The organism is Sphingomonas sp. (genome assembly GCF_023266535.1).
Classification (GTDB): Bacteria; Pseudomonadota; Alphaproteobacteria; order Sphingomonadales; family Sphingomonadaceae; genus Sphingomicrobium.
Map to the genome: position 1 here is coordinate 6652 of NZ_JAHFPY010000013.1, position 19737 is coordinate 26388.

20 protein-coding genes and 1 pseudogene are annotated in these 19737 nt (G+C 63.5%); 8 read left to right on the forward strand and 13 right to left on the reverse strand.

What is annotated here, in order from left to right:
* The 3 genes from Q0C64_RS03200 to Q0C64_RS03210 form a co-directional block, all read left to right on the forward strand.
* Positions 1-1503, forward strand: a 1503-nt coding sequence (locus Q0C64_RS03200) for a TonB-dependent receptor (protein WP_294120774.1), incomplete at its 5' end; no start/stop codon positions are given.
* Positions 1478-3001, forward strand: coding sequence for a putative 2OG-Fe(II) oxygenase (locus tag Q0C64_RS03205; protein WP_294120776.1), 1524 nt, complete (start codon positions 1478-1480; stop codon positions 2999-3001). The genes Q0C64_RS03200 and Q0C64_RS03205, both read left to right, overlap by 26 nt.
* Before the next feature lie 10 nt (positions 3002-3011).
* Positions 3012-3965, forward strand: a complete 954-nt coding sequence (locus Q0C64_RS03210; protein ID WP_294120778.1) for a 2OG-Fe(II) oxygenase — start codon at positions 3012-3014, stop codon at positions 3963-3965.
* Here Q0C64_RS03210 and ahcY read toward each other — a convergent pair.
* Positions 3962-5353 carry an adenosylhomocysteinase gene (gene ahcY, locus Q0C64_RS03215; RefSeq protein WP_294120825.1) on the reverse strand — a complete coding sequence of 464 codons (1392 nt, stop codon included), beginning with the start codon at positions 5351-5353 and terminating at the stop codon, positions 3962-3964. The genes Q0C64_RS03210 and ahcY overlap by 4 nt on opposite strands.
* Before the next feature lie 156 nt (positions 5354-5509).
* Between ahcY and Q0C64_RS03220 the strand changes: the two genes are divergently transcribed.
* Entirely contained in the window at positions 5510-6304 is a 795-nt protein-coding gene (locus Q0C64_RS03220) for a hypothetical protein (RefSeq protein ID WP_294120779.1), read from the forward strand.
* 1 nt (position 6305) lies between these two features.
* Here the strand turns inward: Q0C64_RS03220 and Q0C64_RS03225 are convergent, their stop codons facing one another.
* Complete coding sequence (locus Q0C64_RS03225) at positions 6306-6866, reverse strand: YqgE/AlgH family protein (protein ID WP_294120781.1); 561 nt, start codon at positions 6864-6866, stop codon at positions 6306-6308.
* A gap of 98 nt (positions 6867-6964) precedes the next feature.
* Between Q0C64_RS03225 and Q0C64_RS03230 the strand changes: the two genes are divergently transcribed.
* The gene (locus Q0C64_RS03230; protein WP_294120783.1) at positions 6965-7444 is read left to right on the forward strand and encodes a peroxiredoxin; all 480 of its coding nucleotides are present in this window, start codon (positions 6965-6967) and stop codon (positions 7442-7444) included.
* Positions 7445-7546: 102 nt separating this feature from the next.
* The gene (locus tag Q0C64_RS03235) at positions 7547-7897 is read left to right on the forward strand and encodes a hypothetical protein (protein WP_294120786.1); all 351 of its coding nucleotides are present in this window, start codon (positions 7547-7549) and stop codon (positions 7895-7897) included.
* Between the two features lie 140 nt (positions 7898-8037).
* Here the strand turns inward: Q0C64_RS03235 and Q0C64_RS03240 are convergent, their stop codons facing one another.
* Both Q0C64_RS03240 and Q0C64_RS03245 read right to left on the reverse strand, forming a co-directional pair.
* Positions 8038-9897 (reverse strand): M2 family metallopeptidase, encoded by a 1860-nt coding sequence (locus tag Q0C64_RS03240; protein ID WP_294120826.1) that lies wholly within the window; start codon positions 9895-9897, stop codon positions 8038-8040.
* A gap of 95 nt (positions 9898-9992) precedes the next feature.
* Positions 9993-10748 carry an alpha/beta fold hydrolase gene (locus tag Q0C64_RS03245; protein ID WP_294120787.1) on the reverse strand — a complete coding sequence of 252 codons (756 nt, stop codon included), beginning with the start codon at positions 10746-10748 and terminating at the stop codon, positions 9993-9995.
* An 80-nt stretch (positions 10749-10828) separates the two neighbouring features.
* On the opposite strand from Q0C64_RS03245, the gene Q0C64_RS03250 reads away from it, so the two are divergent.
* A complete protein-coding gene (locus Q0C64_RS03250; protein ID WP_294120788.1) occupies positions 10829-11860 on the forward strand; it encodes a hypothetical protein in 1032 nt (343 codons plus the stop codon).
* On the opposite strand, the gene Q0C64_RS03255 is transcribed toward Q0C64_RS03250, so the two are convergent.
* Both Q0C64_RS03255 and Q0C64_RS03260 read right to left on the reverse strand, forming a co-directional pair.
* On the reverse strand, positions 11857-12303 hold the full coding sequence (locus Q0C64_RS03255) for a GFA family protein (RefSeq protein ID WP_294120789.1): 447 nt from the start codon (positions 12301-12303) through the stop codon (positions 11857-11859). The genes Q0C64_RS03250 and Q0C64_RS03255 overlap by 4 nt on opposite strands.
* A gap of 6 nt (positions 12304-12309) precedes the next feature.
* The gene (locus Q0C64_RS03260; protein ID WP_294120790.1) at positions 12310-12957 is read right to left on the reverse strand and encodes a DsbA family protein; all 648 of its coding nucleotides are present in this window, start codon (positions 12955-12957) and stop codon (positions 12310-12312) included.
* A 102-nt stretch (positions 12958-13059) separates the two neighbouring features.
* Between Q0C64_RS03260 and Q0C64_RS03265 the strand changes: the two genes are divergently transcribed.
* A complete protein-coding gene (locus Q0C64_RS03265) occupies positions 13060-14058 on the forward strand; it encodes a hypothetical protein (protein ID WP_294120791.1) in 999 nt (332 codons plus the stop codon).
* On the opposite strand, the gene Q0C64_RS03270 is transcribed toward Q0C64_RS03265, so the two are convergent.
* The 7 genes and pseudogenes from Q0C64_RS03270 to Q0C64_RS03300 all read right to left on the reverse strand — a co-directional run bounded on the left by Q0C64_RS03270 (position 14055) and on the right by Q0C64_RS03300 (position 19722).
* Positions 14055-15089, reverse strand: coding sequence for an aspartate-semialdehyde dehydrogenase (locus Q0C64_RS03270; protein WP_294120792.1), 1035 nt, complete (start codon positions 15087-15089; stop codon positions 14055-14057). The genes Q0C64_RS03265 and Q0C64_RS03270 overlap by 4 nt on opposite strands.
* Before the next feature lie 94 nt (positions 15090-15183).
* Positions 15184-15567: a 50S ribosomal protein L19 gene (gene rplS / locus Q0C64_RS03275; protein WP_294120793.1), complete on the reverse strand. Its 384-nt coding sequence runs from the start codon at positions 15565-15567 to the stop codon at positions 15184-15186.
* A gap of 13 nt (positions 15568-15580) precedes the next feature.
* Positions 15581-16303: a tRNA (guanosine(37)-N1)-methyltransferase TrmD gene (trmD, locus tag Q0C64_RS03280; RefSeq protein WP_294120794.1), complete on the reverse strand. Its 723-nt coding sequence runs from the start codon at positions 16301-16303 to the stop codon at positions 15581-15583.
* The gene (rimM, locus tag Q0C64_RS03285) at positions 16300-16782 is read right to left on the reverse strand and encodes a ribosome maturation factor RimM (RefSeq protein WP_294120795.1); all 483 of its coding nucleotides are present in this window, start codon (positions 16780-16782) and stop codon (positions 16300-16302) included. The genes trmD and rimM overlap by 4 nt, the downstream gene beginning before the upstream one ends.
* A 319-nt stretch (positions 16783-17101) precedes the next feature.
* Positions 17102-17644, reverse strand: a pseudogene (gene rpsP / locus Q0C64_RS03290) (30S ribosomal protein S16); the annotation flags it as partial.
* A gap of 84 nt (positions 17645-17728) precedes the next feature.
* Positions 17729-19183, reverse strand: coding sequence for a signal recognition particle protein (gene ffh / locus Q0C64_RS03295; RefSeq protein ID WP_294120796.1), 1455 nt, complete (start codon positions 19181-19183; stop codon positions 17729-17731).
* A 248-nt stretch (positions 19184-19431) separates the two neighbouring features.
* Positions 19432-19722, reverse strand: a complete 291-nt coding sequence (locus tag Q0C64_RS03300; RefSeq protein WP_294120797.1) for a hypothetical protein — start codon at positions 19720-19722, stop codon at positions 19432-19434.
* Positions 19723-19737: the final 15 nt, after the last annotated feature.

The following is a 19737-nucleotide window of genomic DNA, read 5'->3' on the forward strand; positions in this document are numbered from 1 at the left end:
GCGCAAAGGGACTATTTGCTGAAGGACACCGTCTCGATCGGCAAGACTCGGCAGTTTGACGTCTCCGGCTTCGTCGCCGGCGACACCAGCACCTTCCTGAACCTGCCGGGCGGCCCGATCGGCTTCGTGCTGGGCGGCGAATATCGCCGGGACGACCTCTTCTACAAGCAGGATGACGACGTCTCGCTCGGCTATACCTTCTACAACGCGATCCCGACGTTCGATGCGCCGGCGAGCAAGGTAAAGGAAGCTTTTGGCGAAGTCCGGATCCCGATCGTCAAGGACGTTCCGTTCCTGCATGAACTGGAAGTCAGCGGCGCGGTTCGCGTTTCTGACTACAGCATCGGCAACACCGGAACGGTGTGGGCCTACAACGCCAGCGGTATCTGGTCGCCACTCGACGGCCTTCGGATCCGCGGCAATTATGGCCGGTCGGTCCGCGCTCCGAACCAGGTCGAACTGTTCTCGCCATTCGGCCAGAATTTCGCGCCCGGTTTCGGCGACCCCTGCTCGTCGATCAACATCGGCGCCGGCTCGGCCAACCGCGCCGCGAACTGCGCGGCGGCGGGTCGCCCCGGTGGCACCGATGCCACGATCAACCCGAGCACCGACACTACTCCGGCAGCCTTCCCGACGCCGTACGACTTCCGGTACAGCTCGTCGCTGGAAATCCGTAGTGGTGGCAACCCAAGCCTGGAAGCGGAGACTTCGGACAGCTACACGCTTGGCTTCGTTGCGACGCCCAAGTTCATCCCCGGCCTGTCGGTATCGGTCGACTGGTACAAGATCACCGTCAACAAGGTGATCACCGGCGTGGCGGCGCAGACGATCGTCAACAACTGCTACGATCTCGCTGCGGGTAACTCCTTCTGCGACCTGTTCACGCGCGCCCCGGCGGGCGGTGCCACGTCGGGCGAGCAGGAGTTCCGGATCATCGAAGGAAGCCTGATTCAGGGTCCGGTCAACTTCGCCAAGCTGCTCGCCAAGGGCGTCGACATTGAAGTCGCCTACCGCGGCCAGATCGGCAGCATCGGCAAGATCGACACGACCCTCCGCTATACTCACGTGCTCGACCTTTCGACCTACCTCAACCCGACGGACCCGGGTCGCAAGAACGTGATCGTCGGCAAGCATGGCGGCGAACTGGGTGACCCTGAGGACTCGTTCAACTGGCAGACCAACTTGAAGACCGGCATCTTCACCTTCGGCTATCAGCTACGGTATCTGGCAAAGATGTACGTCAATACGTACGAGGATCAGAACAGCGTGCAGGGACGTACGCCCGAGAATGAGGACTTTGCCGAGTTCAATAAATATAGCGCGCGCTTCTATCACTCGGTGCGGGTCGGCGCTGACATCACCAAGGACTATAATATGTACCTGGGCGTCAGCAACCTGACCAACGCCAAGCCGCCGTCGGGACTGACCGGCATTGGTGGTGGCAGCGGTATCTACGACAACCGCGGCCGCTTCTACTATGCGGGTATTGTCGCCAAATTCTGATTGGCGACACATTGAACAATCTGAGGGGCCGGGTAATTCCGGCCCCTTCTTTTTGGTCAAAGCGCAGGTGGACAGCGTTGGCTCGACAATCCATTCAGATGTCATGAGTAACGGCAAATCCGGGACAATGAGTTTTGCCGAGCTTGAGAACCGCGCTCTCGGGCTCGAGCAGGAACACAGACTTGAGGAGGCCAGGGACGCATTCGACGCCGGCTTGCAGATGTGGCCGGCATCGCAATCGATGGCCGAAGGCCGGGCCCGCATCGCGCTGCGCCTCAGGGAAGACGGGGCCGCCGACCATTGCGCTCGCGCCCTCGCCTTTCGCGACGATGACCCGGAATTGCAGGCACAGATGCTCCTCACTGCTGCGGGCGAAATCGGGCGCGAGGCAATTCCCCTGTTCAAGTCATTCCTGGACCGCCACCCCGAAAACGTCCTGGTGCAGGAGGTGTTGGCAGACCTGCAAGCGCAGGCCGGCGCGGGCGAAGGATTCCTGGACGCATACACCGCGGCACTGGCCAGCCAGCCGCAGAACAAGGCGCTGCTGATGTCCTATTGGGAGACTTTGTCGCGATCGCGGCGATATTCGCAAGCGATCGAATCCATGGATGCCAACCGCCACCTGTTTGAAAATGACCGGAAATTTGCCATCCAGGAAATCAGCCTCCTCAACTATTTGGGCCTTTCCGGTCGGGCAAGCTCCTTGCTCGAAACGCTGGACGAGCAGCCCGATGCCCAACTTGCGCGCGGCATGAACCGACTGCAGCTCGGCAAGCCGGACGAAGCAGCCAAATTCCTGGAAAGCGTTGTTGAACAACAGGCGGACAATTTCGAAGCCTGGTCGCTGCTTGAAATTGCCTGGCGGATCGTCGGAGATGCTCGCCACAAGTGGTTGATTGGCCAGCCGCCGCTTTATGGTGCGTGTCAGATCGATCTGGGCGCCGAACAGCTAGCTGAAATCGCGGAGATGCTCCGCGGTATGCACCACGCCAGCGCACAGCCAATCGGCCAGTCGGTGCGCGGCGGAACGCAGACACCCGGTCAGTTGTTTGAGCGGACCGATCCCGAAATGAAGATGCTCACCGCAGCACTGGCCTTCGAGATCCGCCAATTCGTCCGCGCCCTTCCGCCCGCGGACCCCGGCCATCCCCTGCTCAAGCATCGCGACATGGGAATGGCCTTCGGGCCAAGCTGGTCGGTGCGCTTTACCGGCAGCGGACATCACGCCGCCCATTTTCATCCGGGCGGGATATTGAGCTCGGCCTGTTATATTTGCGTGCCCGAGACCCTTGCCGACGAGCAGGAAAAGCCCGGCTGGCTGGAAATCGGCCGGCCGCCAGTCGAGCTTGGGCTGGATCTGGAGCCGCTCGCGACGTTTGAGCCCAGGCCCGGTCGCCTGATCCTGTTTCCCAGCCTCCTGCTCCACGGAACCCGCTCGTTCAGCGGCGGCGAGCGAATGAGTGTCGCCTTCGACCTCGTCCCAGTCCCGATGAATTGACGAGCTGCCGATGAACCGCATCGACCGCGCCTACGAACTAGCAAACCGAGGGGAAGCTGCCGCGGCAACATCCCTGCTGGACGAGGGCGGCGAGGCCGGCGAGGCGGAATGCTGGGTCGAGCTGGCGTCGTGGTATTTGACGGGTCAGATCGTCCCGCGCGATCTTCTGAAAGCGCGCGAATGCTTCCGGCTGGCGGGCGATCTTGGCCATGAACAGGCGCAATCGATCCATATCGCCTTGCTGGCAAACGGTGCCGGCGGCTCGGTCGATTGGCCTAAAGCACTGAACCTGCTGGAGAATGTGGCAGGTTTGGATTCAAGCGCAGCGCGCGAACTGGCTGTGATCAAGTCGATGCCGATTGGCCCTGATGGGGAACCGCAAGGCCCCTTCCCCAGCGAGATATTGTCGGTTTCGCCCGACGTCCGGCTGTTCCCCGGCCTGTTTACCGCGGAAGAATGCGACTGGCTGATCGAACGATCACTGCCGTTGCTGCAGCCATCGCTGGTGGTCGATCCGCACAGCGGCCAGCAAGTTCCGAACCCGGTGCGAACGTCCGACGCGGTCGCCTTCCCGCTGGTGATCGAAAGCCCCGCAATCCACGCCCTGTGCCGCCGCCTCGCTGCCGCCAGCGGGACGGATGTCAAACAGGCTGAGCCGCTGCAGGTGCTGCGCTACCGGCCGGGGCAGGAATATCGTCCGCACTTTGATGCGATCGGCGACGCCGACAACCAGCGGATGCTAACCTTCCTGGTCTATTTGAACGACGATTATGAAGGTGGCGAGACGGAGTTTCTCGCCAACGGCCTCAAGGCGCGCGGCCGCAAGGGCGACGGACTATTGTTCCGCAATGCCGATGCGGCGGGAAAGCCGGATTTGAACGCCCAGCATGCCGGCCTGCCGGTCACGGCCGGCGAGAAATATCTCGCCAGCCGCTGGATCCGGGAGCAGCGCTTTACGCCTTAATAGCGGTAGTGGTCCGGCTTGAACGGGCCTTCGGTGGCAACCCCGATATAGGCGGCCTGCTTGTCGCTGAGCTTGGTCAATTTGACGCCCAGCTTGTCGAGGTGGAGCGCGGCGACCTTCTCGTCGAGATGCTTTGGCAGGACGTAGACGTCGTTCTGATAGGCATCCGATTTGGTCCAAAGCTCGATCTGCGCGAGAACCTGGTTGGTGAAGCTGCTGCTCATCACGAAGCTTGGGTGGCCGGTGGCGTTGCCAAGATTGACGAGCCGGCCCTTGCTGAGGACGATCAGGCGCTTGCCATCCGGGAAGGTGACTTCGTCGACCTGCGGCTTGATCTCATCCCATTTCATATTGGCGAGGGCACCGATCTGGATCTCGCTGTCGAAGTGGCCGATGTTGCAGACGATCGCCATGTCCTTCATCTCGCGCATATGGTCGAGCGTGATGACGTCCATGTTGCCGGTAGCGGTGACGAAAATGTCGGCGCGCTTGGCGGCCTCCTCCATCGTCACGACCTCATAGCCTTCCATCGCCGCCTGCAGCGCACAGATCGGGTCGACCTCGGTAACCAGCACGCGGGCGCCGCCGTTGCGCAAGCTGGCGGCTGAGCCCTTGCCGACATCGCCGAAGCCGGCGACGGTGGCGACCTTGCCGGCCAGCATCACGTCGGTGGCGCGGCGGATGGCGTCGACCAGGCTTTCCTTGCAGCCATAGAGATTGTCGAACTTCGATTTGGTGACGCTGTCATTGACGTTGATCGCCGGGAATGGGAGCTTGCCCTGCTTGGCAAGGTCGTAGAGCCGGTGCACGCCGGTAGTGGTCTCTTCCGAGACTCCCTTGATGGTCTCGACCGTCTTGGTGAGGTAGCCGGGCCGCTCGGCGAGGAAGCGCTTCAGCGTCGCGACGAAGATTTCCTCTTCCTCATTTTGCGGCGTGAACAGCGTCTCGCCGGCTTCGACGCGCGCGCCCCACAGCGCGAACATGGTGGCGTCGCCGCCGTCGTCGAGGATCATGTTGCAGGTGGTGTCGGCGCCCCAGTCGAAGATGCGGGCGGCATAATCCCAATATTCCTCGAGCGTCTCGCCCTTGACCGCGAACACCGGGACACCCGACGCCGCGATTGCCGCGGCGGCATGGTCCTGGGTCGAGAAGATGTTACACGACGCCCAGCGCACCTCGGCCCCGAGCGCGGTCAGCGTCTCGATCAGCACCGCGGTCTGGATGGTCATGTGCAGCGAGCCGGTGATCCGAGCGCCCTTCAGCGGCTTGGCGGCGCCATATTCGCGGCGCAGCGCCATCAGGCCGGGCATCTCGGTTTCGGCGATTTCGATTTCCTTGCGGCCGAATTTGGCGAGCGAGATGTCCTTGACGATATAGTCGCGGGTCATGGTGTCGGCGGTAGCCACGGCAAAAATTCTCCGGTGAAGATGAGTTGCGCCGCCCCTAGCCAGCAAGGGCGCCAAAAGCAAATGCCCGGCCATGCCCTTGAGCGGCCCGAGCGCACCTCGTAAGCAGCAAGGCCGATCTTCCGGGAGCAGCTTTCCATGTCATTCGTGCGCGTCAACGTGAAACCCGACACGCTCGACGACGAGAATCGCAAATTCGTTCAGCGTCCGCTGACGCAGCCCCTGTTCCTCAACAGCGTGCCGAAGAGCGGCAGCCACCTGCTGCGCAACATCATCCGCATGTTCGTGCCGGTCGAAAGCCAGTACCAGGCCGAGTTCATCCAGCATCATTTCATCCAGCATCACCTCGCCGCCTTCGATCCCGGCCGCAACATGCTGAGCTGGGGCCATCTGTTCCACATGGACCGGTTCAGGGCCCTGCTGTCCGGCGTCCGCCATGTCGTGCTGGTGCGCGATCCCTATGATTGGGCACTGGCCCAGGCGCGTTTCATCAACAGCAACGAATTCCAGGTCCCCGGGCTCGATGCTTACAAGAAGCCGGATGTCTCGATCGAAGCGCTGCTCAACCTGGTAATCGAGGGGATCAAGCCGCAACTCGCGCCATTGGCGATCACTTATCACTACAACGCAGTGCTGTGGCTACAGGCGGGCTCACCGCTGGTGCGTTATGAGGAGCTGGTCGGCGCGCTCCGCAACCTCGAAAGCGACGAGTCCGAATCCTATTTCAGCGCCCTTTTGCAAACCTGCGGCATCGACCGGCCGGATGATTGGCGCGGGCGGGTGCGGATCGGATCGGACCGCAAGCAGAGCGGCACCGCGCGCGAGAATTTGACCGGCGTCGCCGCCAAAATCCCGTCGCAGCTGCCCGACCCGCAGAAACGGATGGTCGACGCGTCATATCCCGGCCTGCGCGACCTGCTCGGCTACGCCTAGGTCAGGCGGCGCCGGCGCCGCTGTCGAGCAACCGCGGGTCGATCCCTTCCGCCTTGAAGGTCGCCTCCCACCGCTCGGCGGTCGGCGTCTCGAACAATATTTCCTGACGCCCGTCGGCGGTGAACCAGCCGGGACGGGTCATCTCCTCGTCAAGCTGGCCTTCGCCCCAACCGGCGTAGCCGAGCGCGATCAGATAGCGGCTCGGTCCCTTGCCGTCGGCGATCGCCTTCAGCACGTCGATCGTGCCGGTCAGCGCGCCGAGGCCGACCACCTGGATCGTGTCCTGACCGCCCCAGTCGTCGCTGTGGAGCACGAAGCCCCTGCCCGGCTCGACCGGCCCGCCATGAAGTACAGGTCCATCAGGCGCCTCGCCCGGATCGATGCCAAGCTGCTCGAGCAGGCCGCGCACGCCGATCCCGGCGCGCTGGTGACCGATGCCAATTCCGACCGCGCCATTCTCGTCATGGACACACATCACGATGACCGCCCGTTCGAAGCGCGGGTCGCCGATGCCGGGCATCGCCAGCAGCAGCTTGCCGGACAGGAAGCGAGGTGTCTCCATGGTGGCCAAAATGCGCCTTGGAGCGGAGGCTCGCAAGACTTGTGGCCGTCATGCGCCGCGCCTATCTCGCGGCCTGACCTTTCACAGGAGATTGACCGATGGCCATCCAGGTTGGCGACCATATTCCCGACGTCCAGTTGACGCTTGCCACCCCCGAGGGGCCGGTGCCGGTAAAGAGCGGCGATTATTTCGCCGGCAAGCGCGTCGCGCTGTTCGCCGTCCCGGGTGCCTATACCCCGACCTGCTCGGCGCGCCACCTTCCCTCCTATGTCGAGAAGGCCGCCGAACTGAAGGGCAAGGGGATCGATGAAATTGTCGGGACCAGCGTCAACGACGCTTTCGTCATGGGCGCGTGGAACCGCGACCAGGGGAGCGAGGAGATCACCATGCTGGCCGATGGCAACGGCGATTTCGCCGAGGCGCTGGGCCTCACCATGGACGCCTCCAAGTTCGGCATGGGCAAGCGCAGCCAGCGCTATTCGGCGATCATCAACGACGGCGTCGTCGAGCAGCTCAACGTCGAAGCACCGGGCGAATATAGCGCCTCCAGCGCCGAAACGATGCTCGGCCAGCTGTAGCGCCACAGCGCTTCGTCGCATTTCCCTCCTTTTTTGCCTGCCCCTGGCAACGCCGACGCGAGGTTGCGCGTTGCTAGGGAGGGGCCACTGAAGGAGGCGAAAATGCCAAGTAGAAAAAGAGACGCCAAGGGCAGGTTCAAGGACGCGGCTTTCTTCAGCTCGGTTCGCGACCGGCCAGGGGCGAGCGCGGCAGTCATCGCTGGCGCCGCCGGCCTCGCCGCCGCCGGGGCTTTCCTGTGGACCCGGCGCGGCCAGATTGGCGAAGCGCTGAGCAGCGGGATGGATCGCTTGAGCGAGCTCAAGGCCGAGCGGATGGGGTCGAGCGACGAAGCAGCCCAGGAGGATTTCTCCGAGGAAGCGCTGAAGCTCAAGGAGACCGGCAAGAAATCCAAGGGTTCGCGCGGCCCAAGCGCGGAACAGGACCTCAAGCTGGGATTGGCTCCGGTCGAGTAAACTGATGGACTGGCCGTCACGGGAGTGAATCCCGTGACGTCGGTCCTGTCGCGCTTGCAGCGCGCAGGCCGTCCGGCCTTCGAGCTCTCTCGATCAGGTCAAATCTTTACGAAATTTTCCCTGCTCTCGGGCTGTCATGCTTACCAGCCACATTGCTTCCCGGCGTTCTGCTTCTCCAGCCAGGCCTGCAGCGGGGCGAAATATTCCAGCATCGGCTTGCCCGAAACCTCGCGGGTTCCGGTGAATGCCTGCAGCGCGTCCGGCCATGGCCGCGATGCGCCCATGCTCAGCATCTGGTTGAGGCGCGCTCCAACTTCCTTGTTGCCGTAGAAGCTGCAGCGGTGGAGCGGCCCCTTCCACCCCGACATGTCGCAGGCCGCCTTGTAGAACTGGAACTGCAGCACCCGTGCGATGAAGTAGCGCTCATAGCTGGTGTTGCCGGGGATGTGGAACTTGGCGCCCGGATCGAAGTCCGCTTCCGAACGCGCGACGGGCGGTACGATCCCCTGATATTTCAGCTTCAGATCGACCCAGGCCTGGTTGTAGTTGGCCGGCGTGATCGACCCGTCGAACACGCCCCAACGCCATTTGTCGACCAGATAGGCGAAGGGCATGAAGGCGACCTTGTCCATCCCCTGGCGGAGCAGCAAGCCGATATCCTTGTCGGCCAACGGCACCTTGGCGCGGTCCAAGAGCCCGATCTGCACCAGATATTCGGGCGTGATCGACAGGGCGATAAAGTCGCCGATCGCTTCGTGGAAGCCGCCATTGGCGCCATTGAGATAGAGATAGGGCTGCTGGTTATAGGCCCGCTGATAATAGTTGTGGCCAAGCTCGTGGTGGATGGTGACGAAGTCGTCGCTGTTGACCTTGGTGCACATTTTGATGCGCAAATCGTCCTTGTTGTCGACGTCCCATGCCGAGGCATGGCAGACGACGTCCCGGTCGCGCGGTCGCGTGATCATCGATCGTTGCCAGAAGGTCTCGGGAAGCGCCGGCAGGCCGAGCGAGGTGTAGAAGCCCTCGCCGATCCTGACCATCGCCACCGGGTCCTTCTTCTTGGCCTCGAGCAGCTTGCCGATGTCATAGCCGATGTCGCCGGCGCCCTTCGGGGCAACGATATCGTAGATATTGCCCCATTCCTGCGCCCACATATTGCCGAGCAGGTCGGCGCGGATCGGCCCCGTCGCCGGCTGGATCGCTGACCCATATTTCTGGTTGAGCTTGGTCCGGGTGTAGCAGTGCAGCTGCTTGTAGAGCGGGTCGAGTTCGCCGAGCAGCCGGTCATACATCACGATGAATTGCTCGGGCGTCATGTCATATTGGGACCGCCACATCGCACCGGTGTCGGCATAGCCAAGTTCCTTGGCGCCGGAGTTGGCGATTTCGACCATGCGAATATAGTCCTGGCGCATCGGCCGGCCGGTGGTTTCGTGCCAGCTTTGCCAGACTTCCTTGAGCTGGGCGGGATCGCGCAAGGTCCCCATCAGCGCTTCGGCATCGTCGCCGGTAATGACCTTGCCATTGTGCTGCGCGCGGCCCTTGGCGTAGGCCGACTGCAGCTTGGTGGCGAGATCGTTGAGCTGGGTCGCGGCGCCCGGCGTGGTCGGCGCCGCCAGGGTCAGCGCCCCACGCAGTAGGTCGAGCTTGCGCGCCGTGTCGAAATCGAGGCCCGGGACCCTGGAATATTTGGCCGCCTCGATGGCGTATTTGACGCCCTTTTCCGTGGCGATCGTGCCGAAATAGGCGGCGACCGCGTCGCTATCGTCATTGATGTAGGTGTTGTTGACCCAGTTGGCCTGCTGGCTGATGTTCGAAAAGCCGCCCAAATCCTTTTCGACCGCGGCGACGAAGGCCTGGGCGTCCGCAACGGTTGGCCCGGGGGCTGCAGCCGGCTCGGCCGCCGGAGCGGGAGCGGCTTCGGCCACCGGCGTCGATTGGGCGGAAGTGCAGCTGGCCAGCGCCAATGCTGCCAGCGAAACGGAAGCGGCGAATTTCATCATCAGGCGTCCTCGTCCCTGGGGTTTTTCTTTTGTCGCGTGGCCTACGGATTGGAACTTGCCAGTCCCTTTCGTCAAGCAGTCACGGACATTCGTCAGGCGGACAGGAAGTCGGCGATCGCCTTGCCAAATTCGGGCTTGGTGATGCTGGTCATGTGCGTGCCCGGCGTTTCGCGGAACGTCGCGTTGGGCAGCACATTGGCCAGCTCCTCGGCCGAGCCATTGTCGTCGTCCTGGTCGCCGCACACCACCAGCGTCGGCATGGTGAAGGCCTGGAGCCACTCAACGAACGCGTCCTCGAAACTGTCGAGCAGGTGCCTGGCGGCGACGCGGTCGACCTTCTGGCTCTTCATGAACTGGATCGACAGCCAGTGCGGGTCGCCGCGCTGGACGCTGTCGAACTGGTCGATCGCCTCCACGAAGAAATTCTTGCGGCGCTCCCAATTGCGGAGCCCCTCGAGCCCCGCGCCGCCGAGCATGGCGCGGCGGGGACGCATCCCCTCGCCAACCGCTTCGACCGTGGTCCGTGTCCCCAGCGAGAAGCCGCCGAGGTCGAGATCGGTCAGGCCGAGCAGCGCCACCAGTTCGCGCACATCACGGGCAAGGATGCCCTTGGGATAATATTCCGCGCCGTGCGGCTTGCCGCTGAGCCCATGCGCGCGATGATCGGGCATGATCACGCGAAAGCCTTCGGCCGCGATGCGGTCCGCCGTGCCGAACTTGATCCAGTTCATATGGGCGTCGGAGAACAGGCCATGCAGCAGGATCACCGGCCTGCCCTGCCCCAGCTCGTGCCAGGCCAGCTCGACGCCATCGGATGCGGCCCAATGGTGGGTAGTGACCCCAGTCATGCCGACCGCCTAGCCGATGGCTGGTACGGGCGAAAGCATTTGGGCTGTCTTTGCCGCAAGAGCATGGCATGGTGCGGCCGATGATCAGTATCGAAGCGTTGGTCAGGGCGGGGCTTTATCCGGCGCCACAATGGTTCCCGCAATCGATGGATCCGAACCGCGAATGGGTCCGGATGGTGCTGTTCAAGGATGAGGATTATCGCAAGGCACCGTTCCTCGACGAACGCGGAATTCGCGACGGAATGCCTCAGGGCATCGTGCCCTGGACTCTGCTGGCCGAACTGACGCGGCAAGAGCATCGCAGCGACGCCCATTGGATCTTCCATATCAGCCACGTCGGTTCGACCCTGATCTCCCGGCTGATCGGCGAGATCGACGGTACATTATGTTTGCGGGAGCCGTTGATCCTCCGCTCCTTGTTCAAGGGCTCGAAAGAGGAAGCAATCCAGCGGATACCGATTATTCGCAGGTTGCTGTCGCGCTGCTTCAACCCCTCCGACCGCGCCATCGTCAAAGCCACCAGCCGGGTCAGCGAGCTGGCCGCTCCACTGGTGGGGCCGGCCGCCACTGGCGGGAACGCCTTGTTCATTTCCATCAATCCACGCGATTTCATCGTTTCGCGCCTGAGCCGCGACAAGGATGAACTGGCGGAGCGGGCGCCCGAGCGGCTGAGCCGGCTCAAGCAACGGTTGCCAGGGCTCGATCCGACTCAGGCGACCAGCAGCAAGGCTCGCCTGGCCGCCATGACCTGGGCCTGCGAAGCGAGCTCGATTGAAAATGCGATGGATCGAATCGATCCGGAGCGTCGGATGTTCCTGAATTTCGCAAATTTCCTCCAGGACCCGAGGTCTGGCCTGGCGGACCTAGCGCGCCATTTTGGCCTATCGGCCGACCAGGACCGGATCGACGTGATCATTGGCGGCCCATTGATGCGTCGAAACTCCAAGGACAATGCACAGGTGGTAATGACGGCAGAGCGCAAACGGGCCGAGGACAAGACGTCTGTTCGAGAGAAGGAAGCGATCGACGACGCACTGGCCTGGCTGGACCGGCAACGCGGCTTGTCGGAATTGATCGATCGCGCTTGTGCGCGCTTCGAATTGGCGACCTAGCCCGGGAATTCCCCGGTCGCCTCGACCCATTTGTCGACCAGCTTTTGGTGCGCGTCGGTGCGCATTTCCGGCAGACCCTCGGTATTGAGCCAGGCGCGGTGAATGCTCTCGGCCCCGAAATGATGCTTCGGTTTGAACGGCGATGGATCGTCGAACGCGGCGACGGTCAGGTCCATCTTGGTCGCGTCCTGCTTGAACTCGAAGCCGAGCGAAGTGCCGCAGCTGGCGCAATAGGGCCGCCGGGCGATCGGCGAGCTGTCGAACCAGTCGGGCTCGCTATGCCATTGGACATCCTCCAGCCGGGCATTGACGAAGGCGATCGAGATCGAGCCGGTGGCCCGCTGGCACATGCGGCAATGGCAGAGATAGGCCTCGTCCGGCTTGACCCGCGCCTCGAACCGCACTTTCCCGCAGGCGCAGCCGCCTGACATGGTTTTGGTCATGCCGCCCTACCTCTCCTTCATCCCGGCCTGTTTCATCCGCCAAACGGCAAGGTCGATCCGGTCCTGGCCAAAGAATGGCTCCCCGTTGAAGACTAAAGTCGGCACGCCCCAGTGGCCCGCCGCTTCGAGTGCATCCTGATTGGCGGCGATCTCCGCATCGAGCGCCTCGGCCTCTTCCGCGACCTCTGCGTCCAGTTCGGCCAGGTCAAGTCCGGCTTGGGCGGTCGCCCCGGCCAGCAGTTCGCCCTCGTTCCACCCTGCCGTGCCGCCCCAGATCAGCCGCGAGACCTCGTCGACGAAGACCAGCCCCTTGCCACGGCGCGCGGCGGCCTGGCCGAGCCGCGTCAGCCGGTAAATATAGGGCTGATCCGGCGAGATTTGGCGCGTGGCCAGGTCTTGCACGATCGGATCGGGCCGCGGCGGGGCGATCTTTATTTCGAGCGACTGGGCCAGCCGCGCGACATCCAGCACCATATAGCGAAGCCAGTTGGGATGGTTGCGCTCGAAGAAATCCGGCTGGCGGATCGCGAGCGGATAGACCGGGCGGAGGTTGAGCGAGAGGTCATATTCGTCAGCAAGTGCCCGGTAACGGCGGGTGGCAAGGTAGCTGTAGGGGCTGCGGAACGACCAGAAGATATCGGCGAAAAGCGTCATGGTTCGCGTGATTGCCGGTTCCGCGAAGTTGGTCAAACCCGCAAGAGGCCGCCTGGCCTTTGGGCTGGTTTCCGCAATCGCCATTCGGCTATGCGGACTGCCATGCCCGACCCGCTCGACCCGGAAGACATCGCCGCAGATGCCCATTGGCTGGCGCAAGCCTATGACCCTGGTCAGCAGCTGGTCCGCTTCGTCGGTATGACGGCCGAGGATTATCGCGCTGCGGCGTTCCTCGACGATCGCATGTTCGACCGGCAGCGCGATGTCAGGGTGTTGCCCTGGGCCGATGTCGCCGAGGCGGCAGATGGCGAGAATGACGCGCGCTGGATTTTCCACATCGGCCATGTCGGATCGACCATGGTCGCGCGCATGCTGGGCGAGATCCCGGGCGTCCTGTCGGTGCGCGAGCCGCGGATCCTGCGCGACTTGGCGGGCCTGCCCCGAGAGCTGGCCGAGGCGATGGCACCTACGGTGGCGGCGCTCTGTTCGCGCAAGTTCGAGGATCAGGGCCATGCGCTGGTCAAGGCGACCAGTTTTGTCAGCGAAATCGCGCCGACACTGGTCGGACCAAAGACTTCCGCGATTTTCATTGTCGCCAGTGCCACGTCCTACATGCTGACCATATTGGCGGGCGAGAACAGCGTGAAGGAACTGCATGCGCTGCACGACTATCGGGCTAAGCGGATGGCCGGCCGCGTTTCGCCAATGGCCGACGCTGCGAACAGCGACGCGCATCGGGCGGCAATGGCCTGGGCGTGCGAAATGACCAGCCTGGAAGCCGCGGCCGATGCGATGCCCGGCTCGCCAATCCTGTGGCTCGACTTCGACCACTTCCTCGCCGATCCGGCGGAGCGCCTCGCCGGCGCCGCACAACATTGCGGGTTCGACCTAGCTGCGGCCGACGCGGAAGCGATCGCCAGCGGTCCGCTGATGAAGCGCTACTCCAAGGCGCTGGAATATCAATATAGTCCCGCCCTCCGCCGCGAGCTGCAAGCGGAAGCGCAACAGCGCCACGGCCGCGACATCCAGGCCGCGCTCAACATGCTGGAAGAGGCGAGCAAGAGCTCGCCCCTGCTCGAACGCGCACTGGCGAGGCGCTAGGCGGCCTTCTGCAGGTGCCGGCGGCCGAGCAGCTCGGCGATCTGCACGGCGTTCAAGGCCGCGCCCTTGCGGAGGTTGTCGCTGACCACCCACATCGAAAGGCCATTGTCGACGGTCGGATCGTCGCGCACCCGGCTGACGAAGGTGGCATATTCCCCGACGCATTCGACCGGCGTGACGTAGCCGCCATCCTCGCGCTTATCGATCAGCATCACGCCCGGTGCCTCGCGCAGGATTGCCTGAGCCTCCGCGGCCGATATCTCGTTCTCGAACTCGATGTTGATCGCTTCCGAATGGCCGACGAACACCGGCACGCGGACGCAGGTTGCGCTGACCTTGATCTTTGGATCGAGGATCTTCTTGGTTTCCACCACCATCTTCCACTCCTCCTTGGTCGAGCCGTCCTCGAGGAAGCTGTCGATGTGGGGGATGACGTTGAACGCGATCTGCTTGGTGAATTTGACCGGCGAGTTGGCGTCGCCGACGAAGATGTTGCGGCTCTGCTCGAACAGCTCGTCCATGCCCGCTTTCCCGGCTCCAGAAACCGACTGGTAGGTGGCGACCACCACGCGCTTGATCGTGGCGATGTCGTGGAGTGGCTTCAGCGCCACCACCATTTGCATCGTCGAGCAATTGGGGTTGGCGATGATGTTCCTGGCCCGATAGCCGTCGATCGCGTGGGCATTGACCTCCGGCACAATCAGCGGGACGTCCGGGTCCATCCGGTAGAGCGAGCTATTGTCGATTACCGTACAGCCGGCGGCTGCGGCACGAGGCGCATGGACTTTCGATACTTCCGAGCCGGCCGCGAACAGCGCGATGTCCCAGCCTTCGAAATCGAAATGCTCGATATTCTGGACCTTCAGCTCCTGGCCGCTGTCGCCGAGATCGATGATGTCGCCGGTCGAGCGCGGGCTGGCCACCGCAGCGACCTCCGAGAAGGGGAATTGGCGCTCAACCAGCACATTGAGGATCTCGCGCCCGACATTGCCAGTCGCGCCCACCACTACGACCCGATAGCCCGATGACATCAATCTGTTTCCTTCGATTCCAAAAAGCGACGGCCGGACTTCCCATGTCGGAAAGCCCGGCCGCGTTTCAAGCCATTTCGAGCCTGAAGGGCGTTTAGCCCTCCTTGCTCTCGGTGCGATGGTCGCGGCGCTCGGCGATACGGGCCGACTTGCCGCGGCGACCGCGGAGATAATAGAGCTTGGCGCGCCTGACGGCGCCACGGCGCACGACCTCGATCGAATCGATGATTGGCGAATAGAGCGGGAAGACGCGCTCGACGCCCTCGCCGAACGAAATCTTGCGGACGGTGAAGTTTGAATTCACGCCCTTGTTGGCGCGGGCGATGCACACGCCCTCGTACATCTGGACGCGGCTGCGGTCGCCTTCGACGACCTTCACGCCAACGCGCAGCGTGTCGCCGGCGCGGAATTCGGGGATGTTCTTGCCCTCGCTGAGCGCGGCAACCGTCTCCGCCTCGAGCATCTGAATCAGGTTCATTGCTTTAACAGCCTTATTCTTCTCGCTGCGCACCAGAGGGCGGTGCCTCCCGAGCGCCCCCATGGCGCTCGATCAGGTCCGGCCGCCGTAGCCGTGTATCGTCGATCGCGCGTTGCTTTCGCCACGCCGCGATCTTCGCATGATCCCCCGATCGCAACACTTCAGGGATCGTGCGCCCTTCCCAATCAACGGGGCGGGTATAATGCGGATATTCCAGGAGCCCTTCTTCGAAGCTCTCTTCCTCTCCGCTGGAGGCCGCGCCCATTATCCCGGGAAGCAGCCGAACGCAAGCGTCTAGCAGCACCATCGCGCCGACCTCGCCGCCGGAGAGGACATAATCGCCGATCGACATCGGTTCGACGGGGCGTGCCTCGAAGATCCGCTCGTCGAATCCCTCGAACCGGCCGCAGAGGATGATCGCCCCCTCGCCCGCCGCCAGTTCGCGCACCTTGGTTTGCGTCAGCGGCGCGCCGCGTGGCGTCATCGCAAGCATTGGCCGGCCGTCGGCGACGGCATCGAGCGCCGCGGCGAGCACGTCGACCCTGAGCACCATCCCCGCCCCGCCGCCGGCCGGCGTGTCGTCGACGGTACGATGCTTGTCGATCGCATGGTCGCGAATGTTGCACGCTTCCAGGCTCCAAAGGCCATCGGTGAGGCCGCGACCCGCTAAGCTCGTGCCGAGCGGCCCGGGGAACATCTCTGGGTAGAGCGTCAGGACGGTGGCGCGGAAACTCATGCCAGGAACTCCGGGTCGAGAACGACCTTGTCGCCATCCAGCCGCGCAGCAGGATCGCGGAAGGGGATCAGCGAGCGCTGGCCGTTTGGGCGTTCGACCTCCAGCAGGTCGCCGGCGCCGAAATTCTCGACCGCAACGACAGTGCCGAGCGCTTTGCCGCGCTTATCGACACAGGCGAGCCCGACCAGGTCGGCGTGATAATATTCGCCCTCCTCCAACGGAGGGAGCTGGTTGCGGTCGATTTCGACCAATTGGCCACGCAGCGCTTCGGCGGCAGTGCGGTCGGAGATGCCCTCGAAGCGGGCGATGGCGGTTTTCCCGCCATCCTTGATGTCCTTGAGCGCCAGTTCGCGCCCGCCGACATGGAAGCGCTGATGGCGAGCGAGACTCTCGACGCTGTCCGCGAACAGTTTGAGCCTCAGCTCGCCCTTGACGCCATGGACCCCGGCGACCGCAGCCAGCGCGACGCGGCGGGTCATGGTTCCTCCCCACGATTTCGTGGGGAGGGGAACCAGCGGAGCTGGTGGAAGGGTAGCTGAACTACTTCAAATACCCCTCCCCCACCCTGCGGGTGGTCCCCCTCCCCGAGCAAGCTCGGGGAGGAATTCATTACTCGGCCTTCTGCTCGGCGTCGTCGGCCGAACCTTCAGCCGGCTCCTGCGAGCTTTCGCCGGTCACGGCGTCGGCTTCGTCGCCGGCGTCGGCATTCGGGGTCGCTTCATTGGTTTCCTCGGCGGCCGGAGTTTCTTCGGCGGTCGCTTCCGTGCCGGAAGCTGCCTCAGAAACTTCCTCGGCTTCAGCGGCAGGAGCTTCTTCAGCAACGGCTTCTTCCGCGGCCGGAGCCTCGGCTTCGACCGGCAGGGTCTGCTCGGCGACGGCCTCGGCAACCGCTTCCGCCTCGGCGGTCGGCTCTTCGGTCGCGGTCTCGACCGCGTCGGCGATCACGGCCTCGGCTTCTTCCTGCTTGGCCTCTTCAGCCGGAGCATTGGCAGCTTCTTCAGCGGCGACAAGCTTGGCGGCACGCTCCTCGGCGCGCTCCTTGGCCTTCTCGCCCGGCACAGCCTTCTCCGGGTTGTTGCGCGGGGTGCGCTCACGGATGCCGGCGGCATCGAGGAAGCGCATCACGCGGTCCGACGGCTGGGCACCGACCGACAGCCAGTGCGAAATGCGCTCGGCGTCGAGCTTCACGCGCTCCGGCGAATCCTTCGCCAGCAGCGGGTTGTAGGTGCCGACTTTTTCGATGAAACGGCCGTCACGCGAATTGCGGCTGTCGGCTACGACAACGCGATAATAAGGGCGCTTCTTGGACCCACCACGGGCCAGGCGAATTGCAACTGCCATAATCTTAGTCCTTCTTCTAAAGTCTTCTAATCGTTTAAAAACTGGATCACGGATCAAGTCCGGGATGACGATCTGTGGGGATCGTCATTTCTTACCAAACTTATCGAAACCGGGTGGGAGGTTAAACGGCGTGTTGGCGCCGGGAAGCCCGGGCAACCCGCCGGGGAGCTCGCCGCCGGGAGCGATCCCGGCCAGCGCCTTTTCCATTCCCCCGCCGGAAAACATGGACGCGAGCTTGCCGAAGCCGCCGAGCTTCTTCAGCCGCTTCATTGCGTTGGCCATTTCCTGGTGCATCTTGAGCAGCTTGTTGACCTCCTGGACGGTGGTCCCGCTGCCCTTGGCGACGCGGATCTTGCGCTTGGCGTTGATGATTTCGGGCCGCGCGCGCTCCTTGGCGGTCATCGAGCTCATCATCGCTTCCAGGCGGACCAGCGCCTTGTCGTCGATATTGGCCGCGCCCTTCATGCCCTTCATGCCGGGGAGCATGTTGGCCAGCGCGCCGAGCCCGCCCATCCGCTTCATCTGCTGGATCTGCATGGCAAGATCGTCGAGGTCGAACTTGCCCTTCTCCATTTTGCGGGCGAGCTTCTCGGCATCCTCGATCTTGACGGTTTCAGCCGCGCGCTCGACCAGCGACACGACGTCGCCCATGCCGAGGATGCGGCCGGCAACACGGCTGGGGTGAAAGGCTTCGAGCGCGTCGATTGCCTCGCCGGTGCCGGCAAACTTGATCGGCTTGCCGGTGACCGCGCGCATCGACAGCGCCGCGCCGCCGCGGGCATCGCCGTCCATCCGGGTCAGGATCACGCCCGACAGGTCGACTTCGCCGGCGAAGCCCTTGGCGACATTGACCGCGTCCTGGCCGGTCAGGCTGTCGACCACGAGCAAAGTTTCGACCGGGTTGGAGGCGGCCGCGACCGCCTTCATCTCGGCCATCAACGTGTCGTCAACGTGGAGGCGGCCGGCGGTATCGAGCAGCAATATGTCGTAGCCCTGCAGCTTCGCCGATTGCAGCGCGCGCTGGGCAATCTGGACAGGAGTCTGGCCGGCGACGATCGGCAGCGTGTCGACATTGGCCTGGCGGCCCAGCACGGCCAGCTGCTCCTGCGCCGCCGGGCGGGCGACGTCGAGCGAGGCCATCAGCACTTTCTTGCGCTCGCGCTCCGACAGGCGCTTGGCCAGCTTGGCGGTGGTGGTGGTCTTGCCCGAGCCCTGCAGGCCGACCATCATGATCACGGCCGGCGGATTGACGTCAAGGTTAAGCTCGGCGGTCTCGCTCCCAAGCATTTCCACCAGCGCGTCATTGACGATCTTGACGACCATCTGGCCCGGCGTGATCGAGCGGATCACTTCGGCGCCGACGGCCTTTTCGGTCACCTGGTCGACGAAATCGCGCGCAACCGGCAACGCGACGTCGGCCTCGAGCAGCGCGACGCGCACCTCGCGCATCGCCGAACGAACGTCGTCCTCCGACAAAGCTCCGCGGCCGCGGAGCTTGTCGAACACGCCGGACAGGCGATCGCTCAGGCTATCGAACATCCAAAACCTTTCCTTCTCCTCCCCTGCCTTTGCAGGGGAGGTGGCTCGCGCAGCGAGACGGAGGGGCCCCTCCACCAGCTACGCTGGTCCCCCTCCCCTGCAACTGCAGGGGAGGATGTCCAAAGCAAACAACGCCGGCGGGTGAAACCTCACCGGCCAGCGTGTCCCGAGGGACTCCATCGATGTCATGTCCGTTAAGACGGTCGCGCCCCTACGCGGTGAGGGACTGAAGGTCAAGGTTTGGAACATTAGTGGCCTTGGCGGTAGTAGTCCTCGGCATCCATGACGGCCTGCCAAATCTCGTCGTCACCTAAGTCCCACTCGGAAATTGCTTTGGAAGCTCCAAAACCTGCCCCTGCTACAAAGTGCTCTGATAGCTGACCCTGATCAAGCGAGCGCCTCAATCCCCCAAAGTTCCGTAGGATCAACTGGTAGCAATCCAGCTTCCAGGCTTCCGTTTCCCCGGCGAGCCGTTGCTGAGCGAGTTGAATTACCGTGTCCAACTTCGCGCCAAGCGTTTGAGTTTGGGTGTCCAGCATCGCGCCACTCTTCTC

Bases quoted from the DNA above. Each gene is read 5' to 3' on its own strand.
- Q0C64_RS03265 (WP_294120791.1), top strand. From the start codon at position 13,060: ATGCCCGACCCGCTCGACCCGGAAGACATCGCCGCAGATGCCCATTGG.
- Q0C64_RS03220 (WP_294120779.1), top strand. From the start codon at position 5,510: ATGTCATTCGTGCGCGTCAACGTGAAACCCGACACGCTCGACGACGAG.
- Q0C64_RS03225 (WP_294120781.1), bottom strand. From the start codon at position 6,866: ATGGAGACACCTCGCTTCCTGTCCGGCAAGCTGCTGCTGGCGATGCCC.
- trmD (WP_294120794.1), bottom strand. From the start codon at position 16,303: ATGAGTTTCCGCGCCACCGTCCTGACGCTCTACCCAGAGATGTTCCCC.
- ahcY (WP_294120825.1), bottom strand. From the start codon at position 5,353: ATGACCCGCGACTATATCGTCAAGGACATCTCGCTCGCCAAATTCGGC.
- Q0C64_RS03240 (WP_294120826.1), bottom strand. From the start codon at position 9,897: ATGAAATTCGCCGCTTCCGTTTCGCTGGCAGCATTGGCGCTGGCCAGC.
- Q0C64_RS03250 (WP_294120788.1), top strand. From the start codon at position 10,829: ATGATCAGTATCGAAGCGTTGGTCAGGGCGGGGCTTTATCCGGCGCCA.
- Q0C64_RS03270 (WP_294120792.1), bottom strand. From the start codon at position 15,089: ATGTCATCGGGCTATCGGGTCGTAGTGGTGGGCGCGACTGGCAATGTC.
- rplS (WP_294120793.1), bottom strand. From the start codon at position 15,567: ATGAACCTGATTCAGATGCTCGAGGCGGAGACGGTTGCCGCGCTCAGC.
- rimM (WP_294120795.1), bottom strand. From the start codon at position 16,782: ATGACCCGCCGCGTCGCGCTGGCTGCGGTCGCCGGGGTCCATGGCGTC.
- Q0C64_RS03260 (WP_294120790.1), bottom strand. From the start codon at position 12,957: ATGACGCTTTTCGCCGATATCTTCTGGTCGTTCCGCAGCCCCTACAGC.
- Q0C64_RS03245 (WP_294120787.1), bottom strand. From the start codon at position 10,748: ATGACTGGGGTCACTACCCACCATTGGGCCGCATCCGATGGCGTCGAG.
- ffh (WP_294120796.1), bottom strand. From the start codon at position 19,183: ATGTTCGATAGCCTGAGCGATCGCCTGTCCGGCGTGTTCGACAAGCTC.
- Q0C64_RS03230 (WP_294120783.1), top strand. From the start codon at position 6,965: ATGGCCATCCAGGTTGGCGACCATATTCCCGACGTCCAGTTGACGCTT.
- Q0C64_RS03300 (WP_294120797.1), bottom strand. From the start codon at position 19,722: ATGCTGGACACCCAAACTCAAACGCTTGGCGCGAAGTTGGACACGGTA.
- Q0C64_RS03205 (WP_294120776.1), top strand. From the start codon at position 1,478: ATGCGGGTATTGTCGCCAAATTCTGATTGGCGACACATTGAACAATCT.
- Q0C64_RS03210 (WP_294120778.1), top strand. From the start codon at position 3,012: ATGAACCGCATCGACCGCGCCTACGAACTAGCAAACCGAGGGGAAGCT.
- Q0C64_RS03235 (WP_294120786.1), top strand. From the start codon at position 7,547: ATGCCAAGTAGAAAAAGAGACGCCAAGGGCAGGTTCAAGGACGCGGCT.
- Q0C64_RS03255 (WP_294120789.1), bottom strand. From the start codon at position 12,303: ATGACCAAAACCATGTCAGGCGGCTGCGCCTGCGGGAAAGTGCGGTTC.